Here is a 21,614-nt window from a genome sequence, read left to right as displayed (position 1 = left end):
GTGTTCGGTCGTCGCCGCAAGCGCAGCGAGGACGCCGTCGAGCAGTTCGACGACGTGACCTCCGAGGAGTCCGCCGAGGGTGCGGAGTCCGTACAGGACGCCGCGGCCGAGAGCCGGGTCCGGCTGGAGCCGGAACCGCGCCCGGACGGGCCGTGGGACGTCTCCGAGGTCCACGCACCCGCCGAGGGCCGGGTCGACCTGGGCGGCCTGTTCGTGCCGGGCGTCGAGGGAATGGAGCTGCGGGTCGAGGTCGCGGGGGACGCGATCGTCGCCGCGACCGTGGTGCTGCGCGACAGCGCGGTGCAGCTCCAGGCGTTCGCCGCCCCCAAGCGCGAGGGCATCTGGCACGAGGTGCGGGACGAGATCGCCGGCGGCATCACCCAGCAGGGCGGTGTCGTGGACGAGGTGCAGGGCCCGCTGGGCTGGGAGCTGCGGGCACAGGTGCCCGTCGCCCTCCCGGACGGGACGAACGGCGTGCAGCTGGTGCGCTTCGTGGGCTGTGACGGGCCGCGCTGGTTCCTGCGCGGTGTGATCTCGGGCCAGGGCGCGGTGCAGCCGCAGACCGCCGGAATGCTGGAGCAGATCTTCCGGGACACCGTCGTGGTGCGCGGCGAGTCGCCGATGGCGCCCCGCGACCCGATCGTCCTGAAGCTGCCCGACGACGCCCAGATGGTCGCCGAGGGCATGCAGGACGAGCAGCAGGGCTCCCGGTTCGCCGGGGGCGTGGAGCGCCTCCAGCGCGGCCCGGAGATCTCCGAGGTCCGCTGACACCCTCCGTCAACGGCCGTCGCCGACGGCCTGATATCGACCCTCCACCGGGCCGGAACCCTACGCCAAGGGTTCCGGCCCGGCGGCGTTTCCGCAGGTCTCCGGCGCCTCCGTATGGATCCCGTCAAGGGGGCGCTAATGGCCGTAAGGGAGGCGTCAACGAACGCCCCGCGCACTGATTGCGGAGGTTTCCTCTAGAGGTCCGTTCATATCCGAACTCTCTAGGAGAACACGATGGCCGACGTGGCCTTCGTCGCCACCGCAGTCGCGGTCTTCGCGCTGGTGGCTCTCGTCGCCAAGGGGGTGACGAAGCTGTGAGCACCGAGAACATCGTCGGCCTGGTCGTGGCCGTCGCCCTGCTGGGCTACCTGATCCTCGCCCTCGTCTTCCCGGAGAGGTTCTGAGCACAGATATGAGCCCCGTCCTCTCCGGAGTCCTCCAGCTCACCGCGGTCGTCGCGGCGCTGGCGCTGGCGTACCGCCCGCTCGGCGACTACATGGCCGGCGTCTACAGCTCCGAGAAGCACCTGCGCCCCGAGAAGTGGATCTACCGCCTGATCGGCGCGGATCCGCGGGCGCAGATGCGCTGGCCCGCGTACCTGCGCGGCGTGCTGGCCTTCTCGCTGGCGAGCGTCCTGTTCCTCTACCTGCTCCAGCGGATCCAGGGCGTCCTGCCCGGCCGGCTGTCGCTCGGCTTCACCGCGATCTCGCCCGACCAGGCGTTCAACACCGCCGCGTCGTTCGTCGCCAACACCAACTGGCAGTCGTACAGCGGCGAGCAGGCCATGGGCCACGCCGTGCAGACGCTCGGCCTGGCGGTGCAGAACTTCGTCTCCGCCGCGGTCGGCATGGCCGTCGCCATCGCGCTGGTCCGGGGCTTCGCCCGGGCCCGCACCGGTGAGCTCGGCAACTTCTGGACCGACCTGGTGCGCGGCACCGTCCGCATCCTGATCCCGATCTCGGTGGTCGGCGCGCTGGTCCTGGTGGCCTGCGGCGCGATCCAGAACTTCGCGGGGATCCACGAGATCGGGCAGCTGACCGGCGGCACCCAGCAGGTCAACGGCGGCGCCGTGGCCTCGCAGGAGGTCATCAAGGAGCTGGGCACCAACGGCGGCGGTTACTTCAACGCCAACTCCGCCCACCCCTTCGAGAACCCGAACGCGTTCTCCAACCTCTTCGAGATCTTCCTGATCCTCGTCATCCCGTTCGCGCTCACCCGCACCTTCGGGAAGCTGGTCGGCAACGTCAAGCAGGGCTACGCGATCCTCGCCACGATGGGTCTGATCTGGCTCGGCTTCACGGCGCTGATGATGTGGACGGAGTACGCCCACCACGGCGCCGCGCTGCAGGCGGCCGGCGGGGCGATGGAGGGCAAGGAGCAGCGGTTCGGCGTCGGGGCGTCGGCGATCTTCGCGACGACCACGACCCTCACCTCGACCGGCGCGGTGGACTCGTTCCACTCCTCGTTCACCGGCCTCGGTGGCGGGATCACCCTGCTGGGCATGATGCTCGGCGAGATCGCGCCCGGCGGCGTCGGCTCCGGCCTCTACGGCATGCTCGTCATGGCGATCATCGCGGTGTTCATCGCGGGCCTGATGGTCGGCCGGACGCCGGAGTACCTGGGCAAGAAGATCGGCACCCGCGAGATCAAGCTCGCCGCCTGCTACATCCTCGTCACGCCGACGCTGGCGCTGGGCTTCACCGCCCTGTCGATGGCGCTGTCGTCGCCGCCGGAGTCGATCCTCAACACCGCGGGGAACTCGGTGCACGGCAGCGGGGCGCACGGCTTCTCCGAGGTTCTGTACGCGTTCACGTCCGGCGCCAACAACAACGGCTCGGCCTTCGCCGGCCTCAACGCCAACACCCCCTGGTACAACACCACGATCGGCCTCGCCATGCTGCTCGGCCGCTTCCTCCCGATGGTCTTCGTCCTGGCGCTGGCCGGCTCGCTCGCCGAGCAGCAGCCCGTGCCGGAGACCGCGGGCACCCTGCGCACCGAGAAGCCGCTGTTCGCCGGACTGCTCGTCGGCGCGATCATCGTCATCACCGGCTTGACCTACTTCCCGGCCCTGGCCCTTGGCCCGATGGCGGAGGGACTCTCATGAGCACGACCACCCCTGTCCGTACCGCCTCCGGAGACCCCGAGGGCGGCGAGCGGGCCCACGGCCCCGAGGAGCACGGCCGGGTCTCCGGCGGCCTCTTCGACCCCGCGCAGCTCGTCAGGTCGCTGCCGGACGCCTTCCGGAAGCTCGACCCCCGGGTGATGGTCAAGTCCCCGGTGATGTTCGTGGTCGAGGTCGGCTCGGTGGTCACCACCGCGCTGGCCCTGAAGGACCCGGGCGACTGGTTCGGCTGGACGATCACCGTCTGGCTGTGGCTGACCGTCCTCTTCGCCAACCTCGCGGAGGCCGTCGCCGAGGGCCGGGGCAAGGCGCAGGCCGACACCCTGCGCAAGGCGAAGACCGACACCGTGGCCCGCCGGCTGACCGGCGGGAGCGAGGAGTCGGTGCCGGGGACCGAGCTGCGCGTGGGCGACCTCGTGGTCTGCGAGGCGGGCGACATCATCCCGGGCGACGGCGACGTCGTCGAGGGCGTGGCCTCCGTCGACGAATCGGCGATCACGGGCGAGTCGGCCCCGGTGATCCGGGAGTCCGGCGGCGACCGCTCGGCCGTCACCGGTGGCACCAAGGTGCTCTCCGACCGCATCGTCATCAAGATCACCACCAAGCCGGGCGAGACCTTCATCGACCGGATGATCAACCTGGTGGAGGGCGCGGCCCGGCAGAAGACGCCGAACGAGATCGCGCTCAACATCCTGCTGGCCTCGCTGACCATCGTCTTCCTGCTGGCGGTCGTCACCCTCCAGCCGTTCGCGATCTACGCGGGCGCCGAGCAGACGATGATCGTCCTGGCGGCCCTGCTGGTCTGCCTCATCCCGACCACGATCGGCGCGCTGCTGTCGGCGATCGGCATCGCCGGCATGGACCGGCTGGTGCAGCGGAACGTCCTGGCGATGTCCGGGCGCGCGGTGGAGGCCGCGGGCGACGTCTCGACGCTGCTGCTCGACAAGACCGGCACCATCACCTACGGCAACCGGCAGGCCGCCGAGTTCGTCCCGGTCAAGGGCACCATGGCCGCCGAGGTCGCGGACGCGGCGCAGCTGTCGTCGCTCGCCGACGAGACGCCGGAGGGCCGCTCGATCGTCGTCCTCGCCAAGGAGAAGTACGGGCTGCGGGAGCGGCACGAGGGCGAGCTGGCCGGCGCCGAGTGGATCCCGTTCACGGCGCAGACCCGGATGTCGGGCGTGGACGTCGAGGGCCGCAAGGTCCGCAAGGGCGCCACCGGTTCGGTCATCGCCTGGGTCGAGGAGCGCGGCGGCACCGTCGCCGCGGACGCCCGGACGCTCACCGACGAGATCTCGCAGGCGGGCGGCACTCCGCTGCTGGTGGCACTCGAAGACGACAAGGGCGCGCGCGTCCTGGGCGTCATCCACCTCAAGGACGTCGTCAAGGACGGCATGCGCGAGCGGTTCGAGGAACTGCGCCGCATGGGCATCAAGACCGTCATGATCACGGGCGACAACCCGCTGACGGCCAAGGCCATCGCCGAGGAGGCCGGCGTCGACGACTTCCTCGCCGAGGCCACCCCCGAGGACAAGATGGCCCTCATCAAGCGCGAGCAGGCCGGCGGCAAGCTCGTGGCGATGACCGGCGACGGGACGAACGACGCGCCCGCGCTGGCCCAGGCCGACGTCGGCGTCGCGATGAACACCGGCACCTCGGCCGCCAAGGAGGCCGGGAACATGGTGGACCTGGACTCCGACCCCACCAAGCTCATCGAGATCGTCGAGATCGGCAAGCAGCTGCTCATCACGCGCGGCGCGCTCACCACCTTCTCGATCGCCAACGACGTCGCGAAGTACTTCGCGATCATCCCGGCGATGTTCGCGGTGGCCTATCCCGGCCTGGACAAGCTCAACATCATGAGCCTGTACTCGCCCCAGACGGCCATCCTGTCGGCCGTGATCTTCAACGCCCTGATCATCGTGGCGCTGGTCCCGCTCGCCCTCAAGGGTGTGCGCTACCGACCCATGAGCGCGGACGCGATGCTCCGCCGCAATCTCCTGATCTACGGACTGGGCGGCCTCGTCTCCCCGTTCATCGGCATCAAAATCATCGACCTGCTCATCTCCCTCATCCCTGGCATCGGGTGACGACACCATGAACATCTCCGTACGCAGCGCCGCCCGGGTGGCGGGAGCCGGGCTCCGGGCCCTGCTCGTCCTCACCGTGGTCTGCGGCGTGATCTACCCGCTGGTCGTCACGGGCCTGGCCCAACTGGCCTTCCACGACAAGGCGAACGGCTCCGAGGTGAAGGTGGACGGCAAGTCCGTCGGCTCGGCGCTGCTCGGCCAGAGCTACACGCTCGACAAGAAGGACAAGGACGGCAACCCGCTGCCCGACCCGAAGTTCTTCCAGCCGCGCCCCTCGGCGGCCGGGGCCAACACCGAGAACACCCGGTACAGCCTGCTCGTCTCGGGCGCCTCCAACCTGGCGGCCGACAGCAAGGTGCTGCTGGAGAGCGTCGAGAAGCGCCGCGCGGACGTCGCCGCCTTCAACGGGGTCTCCCCGTCGGCGGTTCCGGTGGACGCCCTCACGGCGTCGGCCTCCGGCGTGGACCCGGACATCTCCCCGGCGTACGCCCGCCTCCAGGCGGCCCGCGTCGCCAAGGCCAACGGCCTCTCGGCCGGCGCGGTCGAGCGGCTGGTGAAGGACCACACGGACGGGCGGCAGCTGGGCTTCATGGGGGAGGAGCGCGTCAACGTGCTGAAGCTGAACGTCGCGTTGAAGGAGCTGGCCGCCTCCCGGTGAGGCGGCGCCGAGGGCCGCGCCGGATCCGTCCGGCGCGGCCCTTCGCCCTGTCAGCGGGTGGTGTAGCCGCCGTTGACGAACAGCGTCTGCCCGTTGAGCCACCAGCCGTCCGTGAGCAGGAACCTCACATACGGGACGATGTCCTCGATCTTCGTCAGATCGCCGTTCATGGCGGACGACTTGTGGTACGCGATGGAGTCGTCCGTCTCGGCCGGGTAGAAGAAGCCGGTGTCCATGGGGCCGGGGGCGATGTTGTTGACGGAGATGTTCCGGCCGAACAGTTCCTTGGACAGGGCCCGGGTGAAGTGCTCGACAGGCGCCTTGCTGCCGGCGTACACGGAGTACAGACCGGTGTAGGCGGCCAGCAGCGAGGTGACGATGGTGATGATCTTCCCGCCGTCCTCCACGCGCTTGGCGGCCTCGCGCATCATGAAGTACGCCGCCTTGGTGTTGACGGCGAACATCCTGTCGAACTCCTCCTCGGTGGTCTCGGTCATCGGCTTCTTGATGACCATGCCCGCCGTGTTGACCACGCAGTCGACCCTGCCGAACTCCCGCACCGCCGCGTCGAAGAGCTTCTCCACCTCGGCGACCCGGGTCAGGTCGCCCTGGTGCGTAACGGCCTCGCCGCCGGCCTTCCTGACGTCCCCGGCCGTCTGCTCGGCCTTGTCGCGCGAGGAGTCGCTGTTGTAGTGGACGACCACCTTGGCGCCGTCCGGGGCGATCTCGCGCGCGATCAGGCGGCCGAGGTTGCGGGAGGCGCCGCCGATCACGACGACCTTGTCCCGGAGTGTGCGATCGGGTCGAGCGGACATGTGTCCCTCCTCGTCGTGAGGGTCTCGAAGATCATTCGGGCTGCGTCTCGGGTGGAGGGCGATACCTCCACGTTATTCCGGAACGTCCTGGTGTGCCTGCCGGTGCGTCCGCGCCCCCCTCACCGGGCCGGGCAGGCGTCAGAGCTGCGTCAATACCCGGTGTACGCTCCCCGCGCGCCCGATATGTCCGGACCGCCCGCCGTAAGCTTCCCCTGCGCGCCGGTGCGGCATCCAGGACGGAGAACCGGCCCGGTCCCCGGCGCGACGTTTGAAAGACAATGGGGCCATGGGACGCGGCAATCTCCGGATCTACCTCGGTGCGGCACCGGGCGTCGGCAAGACCTACGCCATGCTCTCCGAGGCCCATCGACGGGTGGAGCGCGGCACCGACGTCGTCGTGGGGTTCGTGGAGCACCACGGCCGCCCGCGCACCGAGGTCATGCTGCACGGCCTGGAGGAGGTGCCCCGCCGCGAGATCACCTACCGGGACGGCGTCTTCACCGAGATGGACGTGGACGCCGTCCTGGCCCGCCGCCCCGCCGTCGCCCTCGTCGACGAACTGGCCCACACCAACGTCCCCGGCTCGCGCAACACCAAGCGCTGGCAGGACGTCGAGGAGCTGCTCCAGGCCGGCATCGACGTCGTCTCGACCCTCAACATCCAGCACCTGGAGTCGCTGGGCGACGTCGTCGAGTCGATAACGGGCGTGCGCCAGCAGGAGACCGTCCCCGACGAGGTCGTCCGCCGGGCCGGCCAGATCGAGCTCGTCGACATGTCTCCCCAGGCGCTGCGCCGGCGCATGGCGCACGGCAACATCTACAAGCCCGACAAGGTCGACGCGGCCCTCTCCAACTACTTCCGCCCCGGCAACCTCACCGCCCTGCGTGAGCTGGCCCTGCTGTGGACCGCCGACCGGGTCGACGAGTACCTGCGGCAGTACCGCTCCGACCACGACGTCTCGACGATATGGCAGGCCCGCGAGCGCATCGTCGTGGGCCTCACCGGCGGCCCCGAGGGCCGCACCCTCATCCGGCGCGCCGCCCGGATGGCGGCCAAGGGCTCCGGCAGCGAGATCCTCGCCGTCTACATCGCCCGCAGCGACGGGCTGACCGCCGCCTCCCCCAAGGAGCTGGCGGTCCAGCGGACCCTCGTGGAGGACCTGGGCGGCACCTTCCACCACGTCATAGGCGACGACGTGCCTGCCTCCCTGCTGGAGTTCGCGCGCGGCGTCAACGCCACCCAGATCGTCCTCGGCTCCAGCCGCCGCAAGACCTGGCAGTACATCTTCGGCCCCGGCGTCGGGCAGACCGTCGCCCGGGACTCGGGCCCCGACCTCGACGTCCACATCGTCACCCACGAGGAGGTCGCCAAGGGCCGGGGGCTGCCCGTCGCCCGCGGCGCCCGGCTCGGCAAGGGCCGCATCGTCGCCGGCTGGCTCGTCGGCCTCGTCGGGCCCGTCCTGCTCACCCTGCTGCTCACACACGTCCTCCCGGACCTGGGCCTGGCCAACGACATGCTGCTGTGCCTGTGCATGACGGTGGCCGCGGCGCTGCTGGGCGGACTGCTGCCGGCGCTGGCCTCGGCGGCCTTCGGCTCGCTCCTGCTGAACTGGTTCTTCACCAAGCCCCTCCACGAGCTGACGATCACCGACCCCAAGAACATCGTCGCCATGGCGATCTTCATCTTCGTCGCCGTGTCCGTGGCCTCCGTCGTCGACCTCGCCGCCCGCCGCACCCACCAGGCGGCCCGGCTGCGCGCCGAGTCGGAGATCCTCTCGTTCCTGGCCGGCAGCGTGCTGCGCGGCGACAACAGCCTGGAGGCGCTGCTGGAGCGGCTGCGGGAGACCTTCTCCATGGACTCCGTCGCCCTCCTGGAACGTGCCAGCGACGTCGACCCCTGGACCTGCGCCGCGAGCGTCGTCGGCAACTCCGGCAAGCCGCTGCTGCGCCCCGAGGACGGCGACGTGGACATGCCCGTCGGCGACACCATGGCGCTGGTCCTCGCCGGCCGCGTGCTGCCCGCCGAGGACCGCCGGGTGCTGGCCGCCTTCGCCGCCCAGGCCGCCCTCGTCCTGGACCGCCAGCGGCTGGTCGGCGAGGCCGAGCGGGCCCGCAGGCTGGACGAGGGCAACCGGATCCGCACCGCCCTGCTCGCCGCCGTCAGCCACGACCTGCGCACCCCGCTGGCCGCCATCAAGGCCGCCGTCACCTCGCTGCGCTCCGACGACGTCGCCTGGTCCGAGGAGGACGAGGCCGAGCTGCTGGCCGGCATCGAGGACGGCGCCGACCGCCTCGACCACCTCGTCGGCAACCTCCTCGACATGTCCCGCCTCCAGACCGGTACCGTCACCCCGCTCATCCGCGAGATCGACCTCGACGAGGTGGTCCCGATGGCCCTCGGCGGCGTCCCGGAGGGCAGCGTCACGCTCGACATCCCGGAGACGCTGCCGATGGTCGCCGTCGACCCGGGCCTGCTGGAGCGCAGCGTCGCCAACATCGTCGAGAACGCCGTCAAGTACAGCCCGGCCGGCACGCCCGTCCACGTGGCCGCCAGCGCCCTCGGCGACCGCGTCGAGGTACGGGTGGCCGACCGCGGCCCCGGCGTCCCCGACAGCGCCAAGGACCGCATCTTCGAGCCCTTCCAGCGCTACGGCGACGCCCCGCGCGGCGCCGGCGTCGGGCTGGGCCTCGCGGTGGCCCGCGGCTTCGCCGAGGCCATGGGCGGCACGCTCGCCGCCGAGGACACGCCCGGCGGCGGCATGACGATGGTGCTCACGCTGCGGATGGCGGCGGGACGCCCGCCGGTGCGCGCGGACCTGCCGGCGCAGGCGACGACGTGAGCCGCCACGCGGGCCGCCAGGCCGCTCCCCGTCGATTTCTCCGCGGCCCCCAGGACGGGGTCCGCTCGAACAGCAGAGGTGGTTCCGCATGAACCGGGTGCTCGTGGTGGATGACGAGCCGCAGATCGTCCGCGCTCTTGTGATCAACCTCAAGGCCCGCAAGTACGAGGTCGACGCGGCCCCCGACGGCGCCACCGCCCTCCAGCTCGCCGCCGCCCGCCACCCCGACGTCGTCATCCTCGACCTGGGCCTGCCCGACATGGACGGCGTTGAAGTGATCAAGGGGCTGCGCGGCTGGACCCGGGTGCCGATCCTGGTGCTCTCGGCCCGCCAGACCTCCGACGAGAAGGTCGAGGCCCTGGACGCGGGCGCCGACGACTACGTCACCAAGCCGTTCGGCATGGACGAACTGCTGGCCCGGCTGCGCGCGGCCGTCCGCCGCGCCGAGCCCACGGGGGCCGCGGCGGCGGGCGACGACGCGATCGTCGAGACCGGGGCCTTCACGGTCGACCTGGCGGCGAAGAAGGTCAACCGCGGCGGCCGGGACGTCCGGCTCACGCCGACGGAGTGGCACCTGCTGGAGGTGCTGGTCCGCAACACGGGCCGGCTCGTCAGCCAGAAGCAGCTGCTCCAGGAGGTGTGGGGGCCGTCGTACGGGACGGAGACGAACTACCTGCGGGTGTACATGGCACAGCTGCGGCGCAAGCTGGAGCAGGATCCCTCGCATCCGAAGCACTTCATCACTGAGCCGGGGATGGGGTATCGGTTCGAGCTGTGAGGCGGCGGGCGGACCGAGGCGGCCGGGGGTTCGGGGGTTGCCCCCGGGGGACGCGGTATCACTGAGCCGGGGGTGGGGTACCGGCTCGAGCTGTGAGGCGGCTGGGCCGGGGCTCCTGTGCCGTTCGGGAAAGCCGTGACCGGAGACTGCAAGGGGCCTCCCCGGCCCCGGTACGCTGGTTTCATGAGTGCCGTATCCCGTTCCGACAAGCCGACCGGCCGCTTCCGCCGGATGCTCGACCGGCTTTCCACCTCACAGGAGGAGCTGCACGACGCGGAGCTGCAGCAGGACGCGGAAGCGGTGGGCTGCACCAAGATCGGTGACTGCGGTGACCGGCAGATCGTCACGGTCACCGGAACGCTGCGGACCGTCACCCTGCGCCCCCGGGCCGGGGTGCCCGCCCTGGAGGCAGAGCTGTTCGACGGCTCCGCCGCCCTGGACGTCGTCTGGCTGGGGCGCCGCTCCATCGCCGGCATAGAACCGGGCCGTAAGCTGATCGCCTCCGGCCGGATCTCCATGAGCCACGGCCGGAGAGTGCTGTTCAACCCCCGATACGAACTCCGACCGCTCGGACAGGAGTAGCCCTTGTCGTCTCTCGACGAACCGATGGACCGGCCGACCGGAAAGCACCGGGACGACGGTTCCCGCTCGGCCACCGAAGCCGCCCTGTTCGAGGCGTTCGGCGGGGTCCGGGGCATGGTGGAGACCACCGTCCCCGGCCTGGTGTTCGTCGCGGTCTTCACGGTCAAGCGGGACATCCACACCGCCGCCATCGCCGCCCTGGCGCTGTCCCTGGTGCTCGGTGTCGCCCGGCTGGTCCGCAAGGACACCCTCAAGCACGCCTTCAGCGGCGTCTTCGGCGTGGCCTTCGGCGCGGTCTTCGCGATGATGTCCGGCGACGCCAAGAACTTCTACCTGCCGGGCATGCTCTACACCCTCGGCCTGGCGGTCGCCTACATCGTGACGGCCGTGCTCGGCTGTCCGCTGCTCGGCCTGATCCTGGGCCCGGTGTTCAAGGAGAACCTCTCCTGGCGCACCCGCAACCCCGGCCGCAAGAAGGCGTACACCAAGGCCAGTTGGGCCTGGGGGCTGATCCTGCTCGCCAAGTCCGCGATCCTCTTCCCGCTGTACTGGTGGGGCGACGCGACGCAGCTGGGCTGGGTCAAGGTGGCGCTCGGCATCCCGCCGATGCTGCTCTCCGTCTATCTGACCTGGATCTTCCTGGCCAAGGCGCCGCCGCCGATCGACGTGTTCGCGGAGATGGAGGCGGCGGAGGCCGCCGAGCGCGAGGCCGAGGCCTCGGGGAGCGCAGCGGAGGACAGGGTGACCTCGTGACGCCGGTGACCTCACGGGCGGCGGGCACCTCGTAGCGTCCGCGGCGCGCGCCGTCCGTACCACCGCGAGCACATGTGCGAGAGCCCCCGGGACACGTCGTCCCGGGGGCTCTCGCACACCGTGCTCAGTCCGTGGGTTCCTCGCGCCGGACGGACAGCAGGTCCTCCAGCTGCTCCTCCCGCGCGGGCGCCGCGACGAACAGCAGCTCGTCGCCGGCCTCCAGGGCGTCCTCCTTGTTGGGGGTGAGGACGCGGTTGCCGCGGATGATGGTGACCAGGGAGGTGTCCTCGGGCCAGTCCACGTCGCCGACGCGCGTCCCGGCCAGCGCCGCCTCCGGGGGCAGCGTCAGCTCGACCAGGTTGGCGTCGCCCTGGCTGAAGCGCAGCAGCCGGACCAGGTCGCCGACGCTCACCGCCTCCTCGACCAGGGCCGACATCAGGCGCGGCGTCGAGACGGCGACGTCCACGCCCCAGGACTCGTTGAAGAGCCACTCGTTCTTGGGGTTGTTCACCCGCGCCACGACGCGTGGGACCCCGTACTCCGTCTTGGCGAGCAGCGAGACGACGAGGTTGACCTTGTCGTCGCCGGTCGCCGCGATGACCACGTTGCAGCGCTGGAGCGCCGCCTCGTCGAGCGAGGTGATCTCGCAGGCGTCGGCCAGCAGCCACTCGGCCAGCGGCACCCGCTCCACCGAGATGGCGGACGGAGCCTTGTCGATCAGCAGGACCTCGTGCCCGTTCTCCAGCAGCTCGCCGGCGATGGAACGGCCGACGGCGCCCGCTCCCGCGATTGCGACGCGCATCAGTGGCCACCTTCCTCGGGGCCCTGCGCGAACGCGGCCTCCACCGTCTCGACCTCGTCGGTGCGCATCATCACATGCACCAGGTCACCCTCCTGCAGCACCGTCGAGGACGACGGGAGGACCGCCTCGCCCAGCCGGGTGAGGAAGGCCACCCGGACCCCGGTCTCCTCCTGGAGCTTGCTGATCCGGTGCCCTATCCACGCCTCCGCGACCGGGATCTCGGCCAGCTGGACGCCCCCGGTGGGGTCGCGCCACAGCGGCTCCGCGCCGGACGGCAGCAGACGCCGCAGCATCTGGTCGGCGGTCCAGCGGACCGTGGCCACCGTGGGGATGCCCAGCCGCTGGTAGACCTCCGCGCGGCGCGGGTCGTAGATGCGGGCCGCGACGTTCTCGACGCCGAACATCTCGCGTGCCACCCGGGCCGCGATGATGTTGGAGTTGTCGCCGCTGCTGACCGCGGCGAAGGCGCCGGCCTCCTCGATGCCCGCCTCGCGCAGGGTGTCCTGGTCGAATCCGACCCCGGTCACCCGTCGCCCGCCGAAGCCGGAGCCGAGGCGCCGGAAGGCGGTCGGGTCCTGGTCGACGACCGCGACCGTGTGGCCTTGCTGCTCCAGAGTCTGGGCCAGGGCCGAACCGACCCGCCCACACCCCATGATCACAATGTGCACGACGCCTGCCCCGTACTCCGGAATTCCGCGTTGACCTGCACCAACACCCTGCTCACTTCTTCCTGCTCATCCGAGCCCCTACGGCGTCCCCCGGGCCGCCGCTCCCCGTGCGGGCGGCCGGCGGTACCGGTTCGACCGCGCCCACGGGTGTCTCGTTCCCGTCGGCGCACGCCACCACGGTAGCCGCAACGTCCCGCCGCCCGACCCCCCGGACCCGCCGACCGGCCGCACGGCCGTCGTCCGCCGGGGCGCGGCCGGTGCCGCAGAGGGAGAGCGGTGGCCCCGGCACACCCCCACAGGACGCCCCGCGCGCCCCCGCTCGTCCCCTCCGCGCCGCCCTGGTGGCCGGACCACCGTCCGGCGGGCCCACCGGGTGCCCGGCACACCTGTGCCCGGCGGGGGCCCCGGGGCGAGGGTGGTCACCGGTCCGGCCGACGCACGGCGACGGCGGCACGACGACGGCGGTACGACGACGAAGTGGGGGACAAGGGATGAGCGGGACGGCCGCGGACACGACGCGTGCGCCCATGACGGCCGCGCAGAGGACGGCCGGGCACCTGGCGACGGCCGGACGGCGGTCGCCGGCGCCCGGACCGGGTGCGAGCGAGCTGATCTTCGCCGACCTCGGCGCGTCCCTCTTCGCCTCCCTGCCCCGCACCGACCAGCGCCGGCGCGGAGAGGCGTACCTGCGCGGGCTGCTGGGCGCGCGGGGCCGCAAGTCCATCCGCAACATCGCGGCGCAGACCGGCGGCCCGGCCGCCGAGCAGAGCCTCCACCACTTCGTCGCCGCCTCCCCGTGGGCGTGGGGGCCGGTGCGCCGGGAGCTGGCGCACTACGTGGCGCGGGCCGCGCCCCCGCAGGCGTGGGTGGTGCGGCCGATGACGATCCCCAAGGTCGGCGACAACTCCGTCGGCGTGGAGCGCCGCTTCTGCCCCGCCGCCCGCCAGGTGCTCAACTCGCAGCAGGCCGTGGGGGTCTGGGCGGCCGCTCCGGACCTCGCCGTCCCGGTCGGCTGGCGGCTGCACCTCTCCGGCGCCTGGCTGGACGACCCGGCGCGCCGGCGCCAGGCCGGCATCCCGGACTCGGTGACCGAGGAGAGCTGGGGGGAGTGCGCGGTCGAGGCGTTCACCGGGATGACGCGGGGGTGGGGCCTGCCGGTGCGGCCGGTGGTGCTGGACGCCCGGGAGGCGGACACGCTGGCGGCGCTCCCCAGGCTGCGGGCCGTGGGGGTGCCGGTGCTCGCCCGGGTCGGCGGCTGCCTGCGGCTGACGCTGTCCGAGCCTACGCTGCCCGGCCGCGGCGGTACGTTCACCGCCCAGCACATCATGGCCGCCGCCCGGGACCTGCGGCGCCCGGTGCTCTGGCGCGAGGGGACCCCCGGGGCGCCGCTGACCGCGCGGACCGCCGCCGCGCGGGTCGGGCTGCCGGTGGCGCGGGCGGTGCCGGGTGCGCCCGTCCGGCGCCGGGAGATGCTGCTGCTGGGCATCGGGGACGGGTCCGACCGGGCCGGCCGGTGGCCCGCCGAACTGTGGCTCACCGACCTGCTGAACGTGCCGCCGGCCGCGCTGCTGCGGCTGACCCGGCTGCCGGCGCGGGTGGACCGGGACTTCCACGAGATCGGGGACCGGGTGGGCCTCCGGGACTTCGCCGGGCGCTCCTTCGGCGGCTGGCACCGGCACACCACGCTCGCCTCCGCCGCGCACGCGGTCGTCGCGCTGACGCGGCGGATCGAGGGGGGCGGGGCGGCGGGGGACGCGCGTCTGGACCGGGTGTCCTGAGGCCGCCTCTCCCGACGTCAGCTCTCCTGAGGCCGGCTTTCCGGGGGGCGGTCGGGCCCGGCCAGGGTGTTCCGGACGCGGAAGACGCGCAGGGCGAGCCGCACCTCCAGGGCCCGTTCCGGCTCCTGCCACCCCGGTCCCAGCAGTTCCCCGATGCGTTCGAGCCGCCGGGCGACGGTGTTGGGGTGGACGTGGAGCCGCTTGGCCGCGTTGGTCGGGCTGCCGCCCGCCTCGAAGTACGTCTCCAGGGTGCGGGTCAGATCGGTGAACCGCCGCGCGTCGTAGTCGATCACCGGGCCGACGGCCGCGTGGACGAAGCCCTCGACGTCGTGGTGGTCCGACAGCAGCACCCCCAGGAAGCCCAGGTCGGCCAGGGACCCGGCGCGCCCGGTGGCGCCCAGCGCCGTCATCGCCTCCAGGCAGCGCAGCGCCTCCTGGAAGACGTGCCGGACCGACGCCGGATCGGCGACCGGCCCCGCCGCCCCCACCGTCACCGGGTGCTCCAGCAGCGGCGACAGCTCCGCCGCCACCGAGCGGGCCGCCGCTCCCGGGTCGGAGCCCGGCAGCAGGAGCACGGCGCAGCCGTGGTGCATGGCCTTCAGCCCCTTCTTCCGGGAGGCGTACGACGAGGCCCAGACGGCGGGCCGGCCGCGCGCCTCGCCCTCGGGGCGGGCGACCACCACGACGTGGTCCGCGCGGAGGTCGATCCCCAGCCGCCGGGCGCTCTGCTCCAGCTGCCGGGGCGGGCGCCCCGGGCCGAGCAGCAGCTGTCCGAGGAAGTCCTCGCGGGCCTGCCCCTCGGTGATCGCGGCCCGGCTGCTCTCCACCAGCAGCTGTACCGACACGACCTGGGCGACCAGCCGGACCAGCCGTTCCTCGGCCGCCGTCCACGGGCGCCGGGCCCGGCGGGGGCGCAGCATCAGGGTGCCCAGGTGGCCGGTGCCCGCGGCGATCGGCACGGCCCAGAACCCCGGGGCCACCTCGACCGGTTCGCGGGCCGCGTGCGCCCCCAGGCCGGAGAGCAGCACGTCGTCGGCCCCGCAGGCGGGCGGGTCGCCCGCGGTGGTGAGCGGGGTGCCGTCGGCGCCGAAGACCCGGACGTCGGCGTCCAGTTCGCGGCGCACCTCCTCGGCGAGGGCCGTCAGGTCGCCGTCGTCCAGGATGAGTTCGATCAGCCGGTGGTGTGTCTCGCTGAGCCCCCGGGCGCCGCGCAGCCCGGCCTCGACGCTGGTGGTACGGCGCTCGAGCCCGGCGATGAGCGACGCGTTCCGCTCGGCCAGCCGGGCCTGTTCGACGGCGGCCGCGGCCAGGTTGGCGAGCGCGCCGGCCAGGGTCACCTCGGCCGGCGTGTAGTGCCGTACGTTGCGCTCCCCGATGTAGAGGGCGCCCACCGGGCGGGTGCCGTGCACCATCGGCACGGCCAGGACGGCGCGCAGCCGCTCGGCCCGCACCACGTCGTCGACGTCCCGGCTGTGCTCGATGCGCTCGTCCGGGAGGTAGTCGGGGGTCCAGAAGGGGGAGGGGTTGTCCCGGCGGGTGGTGGCGGAGCCCAGTCCGGCGCCCCGGGCGATCCGCAGGCCCATGTTGCGGTCGGTGATGTGGCCCTCGGAGGCGCGGACGACGTGGCAGTCCAGCGCGTCGTCGTCCAGGCCGATCCAGGCCATGTCCGCGCAGAGCAGCAGGCGCGCCCGCCGGACGACGACCTTCATCAGGGCGCCGGGGTCCTGGTGGGCCGTCAGGTCGGAGGCCGTGTCGAGGAGGGCGGACAGGTCGTTGGCCCGCTGCTGCTCGGCCTCGATCCGGGACCGGACCGCCAGCCCGAGGCGCACGGCCCGCTCCAGGGCGGCCGGCCGCGTGGCCCCGGCCCCGGCCCGCCGGGCGTCCGCGAGCAGCGCCTCGTACCGGTCCGGCGGTGCGCCGCCGTCCAGCAGCTCCAGTACCCGCAGGGCGCAGAGTGTGCCGTCGCCCGCCGTGTCCGGCTGCTCCGCTGCTTCTGGCTGCCCCGCCGCCTCCGGTGTCCCCGATGCGTCCGACGACACGTGCCCCTCCCTGGTACCGACCGCGTCCCGACGGACGGGTCGCGCGTCGGCGGCGCGGCATGGCGCGGGCCGCGGGGTGCGCGGGGTGTGGGGGCCCGTAATCCCCGGACCCCGGTTGCGGCACCTACGCGGCCAAGGCGCCAAGGTATGCGGAGGCACACAAGTGACGCAAGGGTCAAGGGTGTCCGGCGGGGCCGCGTCGCGCGGGCGGCGGGGCGTCGGCCGGCCGGAGCTGTTCGGTGACGGACGTCCGCAGCGCCGCCCATGCGGCGGTCAGCCGGTCCAGGCGGTGGGTCGCCAGTGCCGCCGCCGTCCCGTCGACGGAGACGCCGAGCCGCTCCAGACGGGTCAGGACGTCGTGGGCGGGGCCGTGCCGGTCGGTGAGGGTGTCGCCGCGCAGCCGGCCCGCGCGGGCGACCGCGTCCAGGCCGGCGGCTGGCAGGGCGACGCCCGTGCCCCAGGCGACCAGCGACTCCACCCGGCGGAGCACCCGGGTGGTGCCGTCCGCGTCCGCCCGGTGCCCGCCGACGTGCCACAGCAGCCGGGGCGGGCGGGCCCCGGCGTGGGCCAGCGTCCGCCACCGGTCGCCGGCCAGCCGTTCCTCGTACGCCCGGTACGCCAGCCGGGCCGCGGCCTGCGCCGCCGTGCCCCGCAGGGCGTCCGCCTCCGCCGTGCCCAGGGCGGCGAGGCGCGCGTCGACCGCGTCCTCCAGCGGGCCGACGGCGAGCGAGACGCACACCGGGACGCGCGCGAGGTCGCGGCCCGCCGCGCGGGCCCGGTCCAGGCCGTCGAGGCAGGCGTCGAGCGCGTCGCCGTGCCGCCGCACCGAGAAGACCTCGGTGAGGTGCGTGCCCACGCCCCGCTCCAGGCAGACCCGGGCGGCCGCCAGGCCGGCCGCCGTCGCGGGGACCTTGACCAGAGCGTTGTCCCGCAAGGCGGCGCGGTGCAGCCGCGCCGCCGCGGCGGCCGTCGCGGCGGGGTCGTGGAGGAGGCGGGCGTCGAGGTCCATCGAGGCGTGGCCGTCGAGGCCGTGCGAGGCGTCGAAGACCGGGCGCAGCGCGTCGCACGCGGACCGCAGGTCGTACGCGCACAGGGCCAGGACGGCGGTGTCCGGCGCGGCGGAGCGCTGCGCGAGGTGGCGGAGCTGCTCCCGGCACCCGTCGTCCCCGGCGGCGTCGGCGGCGAGGGCGGCGGGGTCGGAGACCGCGCCGCGGACCCCTTCGGCGGCCCGGGCGGGACGGGCGCGGGACGGCCCGTCGAGCCAGGGGGAGACGCCCTCGGCGGCCAGGGCGTGCACCGGGCTCCCGGCCGTGCCGATCACGTGCTCCGCCATGGACGCGGCCTCCTCCTGAGTTCCCGCCGGGTGCTCCCGGTGGCGGTCGGGGGCCAACGCCCGGCTCCCGCAGGCACCTTAGGAAGCGGCCCGGCCCGCCGTCGAACGGTCCGCCCCCACTTCGTCCGCTACTTCGTCACATACCCGTCCATGCGGCGTCGGGCACGGATGCGGCCGATGCGCCGGAGAGTTGACGTAGTGCGCGGTCCGTCCTTGGTCCGGGTCACGGCGGCGGTCACGATGATCCGGCGCTCGCCCTGTGAGCGCTTCCCCCTTGACCAGCGAAGGAGCCCCCACGGCCATGACCAACGTCGCCGTCGTCTACTACTCGTCCACCGGGAACGTGCACAAGATGGCCGAGGCCGCCGCGGCCGAGGCGGAGAAGGCGGGCGCCGCGGTGCGGCTGCGCCGGGTGGCCGAACTCGCCCCGCAGAGCGCGATCGAGCGCAACGAGGCGTGGGCCGCCCACGCCGCCGCCACCCGCGACGTCCCCGAGGCGGCGCTGGAGGACCTGGACTGGGCGGACGCCATCCTCTTCGGCACGCCCACCCGGTTCGGGCTGCCGGCCGCCCAGCTGAAGCAGTTCCTGGACACCACCGGTGGCCTCTGGTTCCAGGGCAAGCTGGTCAACAAGGTGGTGTCGTCCTTCACTTCGTCGAACAACACCCACGCCGGCCAGGAATCCACCATCCTCGCGCTGAACAACACCTTCTACCACTGGGGCGCCGTCATCGTCCCGGCGGGATTCGCGGACCCCGTCCAGTTCGAGCAGGCCAACGGAAACCCGTACGGCGCGAGCAGCGTCACCGACAACGTCCCGGGCAACGTCCACCCGGACAACCTGGCCTCGATCGCCTTCCAGGCCCGCCGGGTCGTGGAGATCGCCAAGGCGCTCGGCGCGGGACTTTCGGCGGCCTGAAGGGCGTCCCCAGCGTGATGAGTTCCGGCCGGATATCGGCCGGAAACCCCCTGTCGCCTCCCGCACGCCCTCCGCTGGGCGGACGGGAGGCGTTCGTATGTTCGTAATTCGAGAAGGGAACCGGACGCAGGGTCACAGGTGTGATTGGATGATCCGCGTATTCCGCTTTTGGACAGGAGGTCAGGCCGCCGTGACCTGCTGACCTGTCCAGCCGTACGCGTACCCCGGTGCCCAAGAGGAATTGATGTCGCATCACATACCGGAGGCGGGGGTCTGGTGCCTGATCGTGGCACTGGCCGCCGTGGTGGTCCTGCTCGCCCGGCAGCGGACGGTCACCACCGCGCTGCGGGCCCGCGCCGCCGCACTGGAGGAGAACGTCCGGGCGCGTGACGAGGAGGCCGCGCGCCTGGTCGACGTGCGCCTGCCGGCCGTCGCCGACTCGATGGACAGATCGGAGCCACTGCCCGGCCTGCTCGACGAACGGCTCACCGGCACCGCGTTCGCCCACAGCCTCCAGGCCGTGACGGAACTCTTCGCGCAGTCCGTGGACAAGGCGCAGGAGCGCGCCGACCAGTCCGCCAAGGCGGCGCTCCGCGCGTCCATGCGCGCTCTCCAGGGGCTGGCGCACGAACAGCAGCAGGCCATCTCCGGCATGCAGGAACGGCACGACGACCCCGCCGTGCTCCGCGACCTGCTGGAGATCGACCACACCAACTCGCAGTTCGGGCGGCGCGCCCAGGCCATCGGCGTGCTCTGCGGCTCGTGGCCCGGGCGGCAGCGCGTCGCCTCCCCGCTGACCGACGTCGTCCGCGGCGCCACCTCCCGCATCCGCGACTACCGGCGGGTGCGGGTGCACGGCGACGGGGAACTGGCCGTGGTCAGCCGGGCCGTGGAACCCGTCGTCCTCGCCGTCGCCGAACTCCTCGACAACGCCGCCCGGCACTCGCAGCCCAACACGACGGTGGAGGTCAGCCTCCAGCCGGTGCACAACGGCGCCTGCGTCCTCATCGACGACGCCGGCGTCGGCATGGACGGCCAGGAGATCGACCGGGCCGTCGCCCTGCTTTCCGGACGCCGCGCGGTGGACGTCTCCCGGCTCGGCGACCCGCCGCAGTTCGGCTTCCCCGTCGTGGGCGTGCTCGCCGCGCGCTACGGCTTCAGCGTCTCCGTCGACACGCGCTCGCCGTACGGCGGTGTGCGCGCGGTCGTCTTCCTGCCCACGGCGCTCCTCACCCAGCTGGAACTGGACGGTCCGGGCACCACGCCGCTCGCCGCGCCGCGCGCGTCGGGCGGGGGACCGGCGCGCGGGCGGGGCCGGGGGCGGGGCGGCCCTGACGGGCCGGCGGCCGGTTCCGGGGGCGGAGCTCCCGGCGGATCCGGTCCCCTGGGTGTTCCCGCCGGCCAGGGCCGTCCCCCGGCGTACGGTCCGGGCGGTGGCCCGGTGCCCGGCCCGGGCGACGGGCAGCGGCCGTCCGTCGCCGGCAGGGCGGACTCCGGCCCGCCCGCTGCCCGGCCGTCCGGTGAACTGCCGCCCGTCGCCTTGCCGTACGGTGCCGTCGCGGGCGGGCCGTCCGGTGACGAGACCTTCGGCTCCGGGCCGGGCGCCGCGGCCTCCCCGGCTCCGCCCGGCGGAACGCGGACGCCCGCCGAGGGGCCCGCTCCGTCCGCCGGGACCACCGCGGGCGGTCTGCCCAAGCGCCGCCGGCGCCGCCCGGCCGGGCCGCCGGCGGGCTCGGCGCCCCTGCCCCCCGAGACGCCGGCGCCCGCCGCCCAGGAACGCACGGCGGAGGAAACCGCCCGGCGCATGGGCGCGTTCGCCCGCGGTACGCGCTCCGGGCGCGCCGGCCGGTCCGCCGGTACGGCCGACGGCACCGCCGGACCCGCCGCGGGCGCCGGCCAGCACACGGGGGCCTTCGACTCGTCCGCGGCCGACGCGGAGGCCGACGCCGAGCGGCCCGTCGGGGGTGCCCGCCGGCCTGCCGACGACACCGGCCGACCCGTCACCCACCGGCCTGCCGGTGGCACCGGCGGGTACGGCGAGGGCGCGGACCGGTCCGTCAGCGGGACCGACTGGCCCGCCGCTCGCGGTGATCGGCCGGTGGTCGGTTCCGGGCGGGCCGCCGAGGACGCCCAGGCCACCGAGGCCGTCGACGAACCCGTCGGCGGCGCCGACCGGTCTGCCTCGAATCGGCCCGCCGCCGGCGACGATCGCACCGCAGGCCGTATGGACCGGCCCGCCGAGGCCGCCGGCCGGTACCCCGGGGCCGGCAGCCCCCGTCCCACCGGGAGCGCGCTTCCGCCCGCCCAGGGCCGGGCACGGCCCCAGGACCCCGCGCGGGACCGTGCGCCGGGCCGGGCGCCGGAGCGCACCCCGGACCGCACCGCGGGCCCCGCTCCCCGGCCCGGACAGGCCCCCGGCCCCGCCCGGCCGGCCGCACCGGGTGCGTACACCACCCCCTCGGATCCGTACGCCGAGCCCCCCGGCTCGTACACCGGCGCCCCGCGCCCGTACCCCGCCGAGCCGGGCGGCCCCGCCGCCACCCCCGATGCGTACCTCTACCCGAACCCGCAGCCCCACCCGCACCCCCAGCAGCCCCCCGCCCCAGGCCCGCACCCCGCAGCCGCCCCCGCAGAAGACGAAGGGAACCCGCACGCGTGAACGACCACCTG

The 21,614-nt window shown here is 73.6% G+C and carries 17 protein-coding genes; 12 read left to right on the top strand and 5 right to left on the bottom strand.

Annotation, left to right across the window (positions count from 1 at the left end; translation table 11 throughout):
• From ACH4PU_RS28820 to kdpC, 5 genes are all read left to right on the top strand, one after another.
• Nucleotides 1–768, top strand: coding sequence for a DUF3710 domain-containing protein (locus tag ACH4PU_RS28820; protein WP_185943293.1), 768 nt, complete (start codon nt 1–3; stop codon nt 766–768).
• Between the two features lie 314 nt (nt 769–1,082).
• Nucleotides 1,083–1,172, top strand: a complete 90-nt coding sequence (gene kdpF / locus ACH4PU_RS28815) for a K(+)-transporting ATPase subunit F (protein WP_171162596.1) — start codon at nt 1,083–1,085, stop codon at nt 1,170–1,172.
• An 8-nt stretch (nt 1,173–1,180) separates the two neighbouring features.
• On the top strand, nt 1,181–2,872 hold the full coding sequence (gene kdpA / locus ACH4PU_RS28810) for a potassium-transporting ATPase subunit KdpA (RefSeq protein WP_398278191.1): 1,692 nt from the start codon (nt 1,181–1,183) through the stop codon (nt 2,870–2,872).
• Nucleotides 2,869–4,980, top strand: coding sequence for a potassium-transporting ATPase subunit KdpB (gene kdpB, locus ACH4PU_RS28805; RefSeq protein WP_398278188.1), 2,112 nt, complete (start codon nt 2,869–2,871; stop codon nt 4,978–4,980). The genes kdpA and kdpB overlap by 4 nt, the downstream gene beginning before the upstream one ends.
• Before the next feature lie 7 nt (nt 4,981–4,987).
• Nucleotides 4,988–5,638: a potassium-transporting ATPase subunit KdpC gene (gene kdpC / locus ACH4PU_RS28800; protein ID WP_398278185.1), complete on the top strand. Its 651-nt coding sequence runs from the start codon at nt 4,988–4,990 to the stop codon at nt 5,636–5,638.
• A 50-nt stretch (nt 5,639–5,688) separates the two neighbouring features.
• Here the strand turns inward: kdpC and ACH4PU_RS28795 are convergent, their stop codons facing one another.
• A complete protein-coding gene (locus ACH4PU_RS28795; protein ID WP_398278182.1) occupies nt 5,689–6,453 on the bottom strand; it encodes an SDR family oxidoreductase in 765 nt (254 codons plus the stop codon).
• Between the two features lie 286 nt (nt 6,454–6,739).
• Here ACH4PU_RS28795 and ACH4PU_RS28790 point away from each other — a divergent pair, with 286 nt between their 5' ends.
• The 4 genes from ACH4PU_RS28790 (at nt 6,740) to ACH4PU_RS28775 (ending at nt 11,405) form a co-directional block, all read left to right on the top strand.
• Nucleotides 6,740–9,292 carry an ATP-binding protein gene (locus tag ACH4PU_RS28790; RefSeq protein WP_398278179.1) on the top strand — a complete coding sequence of 851 codons (2,553 nt, stop codon included), beginning with the start codon at nt 6,740–6,742 and terminating at the stop codon, nt 9,290–9,292.
• An 88-nt stretch (nt 9,293–9,380) separates the two neighbouring features.
• Entirely contained in the window at nt 9,381–10,070 is a 690-nt protein-coding gene (locus ACH4PU_RS28785) for a response regulator (RefSeq protein ID WP_185943287.1), read from the top strand.
• 183 nt (nt 10,071–10,253) lie between these two features.
• Complete coding sequence (locus ACH4PU_RS28780; RefSeq protein WP_185943286.1) at nt 10,254–10,652, top strand: OB-fold nucleic acid binding domain-containing protein; 399 nt, start codon at nt 10,254–10,256, stop codon at nt 10,650–10,652.
• Between the two features lie 3 nt (nt 10,653–10,655).
• Nucleotides 10,656–11,405, top strand: a complete 750-nt coding sequence (locus ACH4PU_RS28775) for a DUF3159 domain-containing protein (RefSeq protein ID WP_398278175.1) — start codon at nt 10,656–10,658, stop codon at nt 11,403–11,405.
• A 124-nt stretch (nt 11,406–11,529) separates the two neighbouring features.
• Here the strand turns inward: ACH4PU_RS28775 and ACH4PU_RS28770 are convergent, their stop codons facing one another.
• Nucleotides 11,530–12,207: a TrkA family potassium uptake protein gene (locus ACH4PU_RS28770; RefSeq protein WP_004949287.1), complete on the bottom strand. Its 678-nt coding sequence runs from the start codon at nt 12,205–12,207 to the stop codon at nt 11,530–11,532.
• A complete protein-coding gene (locus ACH4PU_RS28765; protein ID WP_152263938.1) occupies nt 12,207–12,875 on the bottom strand; it encodes a TrkA family potassium uptake protein in 669 nt (222 codons plus the stop codon). The genes ACH4PU_RS28770 and ACH4PU_RS28765 overlap by 1 nt, the downstream gene beginning before the upstream one ends.
• Before the next feature lie 527 nt (nt 12,876–13,402).
• On the opposite strand from ACH4PU_RS28765, the gene ACH4PU_RS28760 reads away from it, so the two are divergent.
• Nucleotides 13,403–14,653, top strand: coding sequence for an IS701 family transposase (locus ACH4PU_RS28760; RefSeq protein WP_398278170.1), 1,251 nt, complete (start codon nt 13,403–13,405; stop codon nt 14,651–14,653).
• 17 nt (nt 14,654–14,670) lie between these two features.
• Here ACH4PU_RS28760 and ACH4PU_RS28755 read toward each other — a convergent pair whose 3' ends face one another.
• Both ACH4PU_RS28755 and ACH4PU_RS28750 read right to left on the bottom strand, forming a co-directional pair.
• Complete coding sequence (locus ACH4PU_RS28755; protein ID WP_398278167.1) at nt 14,671–16,692, bottom strand: helix-turn-helix domain-containing protein; 2,022 nt, start codon at nt 16,690–16,692, stop codon at nt 14,671–14,673.
• Between the two features lie 175 nt (nt 16,693–16,867).
• The gene (locus tag ACH4PU_RS28750) at nt 16,868–18,025 is read right to left on the bottom strand and encodes a transaldolase family protein (RefSeq protein WP_398278164.1); all 1,158 of its coding nucleotides are present in this window, start codon (nt 18,023–18,025) and stop codon (nt 16,868–16,870) included.
• A gap of 301 nt (nt 18,026–18,326) precedes the next feature.
• Here ACH4PU_RS28750 and wrbA point away from each other — a divergent pair, with 301 nt between their 5' ends.
• Complete coding sequence (gene wrbA, locus ACH4PU_RS28745) at nt 18,327–18,944, top strand: NAD(P)H:quinone oxidoreductase (RefSeq protein WP_398278161.1); 618 nt, start codon at nt 18,327–18,329, stop codon at nt 18,942–18,944.
• A 244-nt stretch (nt 18,945–19,188) separates the two neighbouring features.
• Nucleotides 19,189–21,603 (top strand): ATP-binding protein, encoded by a 2,415-nt coding sequence (locus ACH4PU_RS28740; RefSeq protein WP_398278158.1) that lies wholly within the window; start codon nt 19,189–19,191, stop codon nt 21,601–21,603.
• Nucleotides 21,604–21,614 lie beyond the last annotated feature (11 nt).

It is taken from the genome of Streptomyces sp. NPDC021100 (assembly GCF_044333095.1).
Lineage (GTDB): Bacteria > Actinomycetota > Actinomycetes > Streptomycetales > Streptomycetaceae > Streptomyces.
The sequence above is the reverse complement of the archived record's forward strand: the minus strand, read 5'-3'. Positions and strand labels throughout refer to the sequence as shown.

What these genes read in the sequence shown, in the direction of transcription:
- ACH4PU_RS28795 (WP_398278182.1), bottom strand. Translation starts at nt 6,453, where the DNA reads ATGTCCGCTCGACCCGATCGCACACTCCGGGACAAGGTCGTCGTGATC.
- ACH4PU_RS28750 (WP_398278164.1), bottom strand. Translation starts at nt 18,025, where the DNA reads ATGGCGGAGCACGTGATCGGCACGGCCGGGAGCCCGGTGCACGCCCTG.
- kdpB (WP_398278188.1), top strand. Translation starts at nt 2,869, where the DNA reads ATGAGCACGACCACCCCTGTCCGTACCGCCTCCGGAGACCCCGAGGGC.
- ACH4PU_RS28760 (WP_398278170.1), top strand. Translation starts at nt 13,403, where the DNA reads ATGACGGCCGCGCAGAGGACGGCCGGGCACCTGGCGACGGCCGGACGG.
- ACH4PU_RS28785 (WP_185943287.1), top strand. Translation starts at nt 9,381, where the DNA reads ATGAACCGGGTGCTCGTGGTGGATGACGAGCCGCAGATCGTCCGCGCT.
- ACH4PU_RS28780 (WP_185943286.1), top strand. Translation starts at nt 10,254, where the DNA reads ATGAGTGCCGTATCCCGTTCCGACAAGCCGACCGGCCGCTTCCGCCGG.
- wrbA (WP_398278161.1), top strand. Translation starts at nt 18,327, where the DNA reads ATGACCAACGTCGCCGTCGTCTACTACTCGTCCACCGGGAACGTGCAC.
- kdpC (WP_398278185.1), top strand. Translation starts at nt 4,988, where the DNA reads ATGAACATCTCCGTACGCAGCGCCGCCCGGGTGGCGGGAGCCGGGCTC.
- ACH4PU_RS28790 (WP_398278179.1), top strand. Translation starts at nt 6,740, where the DNA reads ATGGGACGCGGCAATCTCCGGATCTACCTCGGTGCGGCACCGGGCGTC.
- ACH4PU_RS28770 (WP_004949287.1), bottom strand. Translation starts at nt 12,207, where the DNA reads ATGCGCGTCGCAATCGCGGGAGCGGGCGCCGTCGGCCGTTCCATCGCC.
- ACH4PU_RS28740 (WP_398278158.1), top strand. Translation starts at nt 19,189, where the DNA reads ATGTCGCATCACATACCGGAGGCGGGGGTCTGGTGCCTGATCGTGGCA.
- kdpA (WP_398278191.1), top strand. Translation starts at nt 1,181, where the DNA reads ATGAGCCCCGTCCTCTCCGGAGTCCTCCAGCTCACCGCGGTCGTCGCG.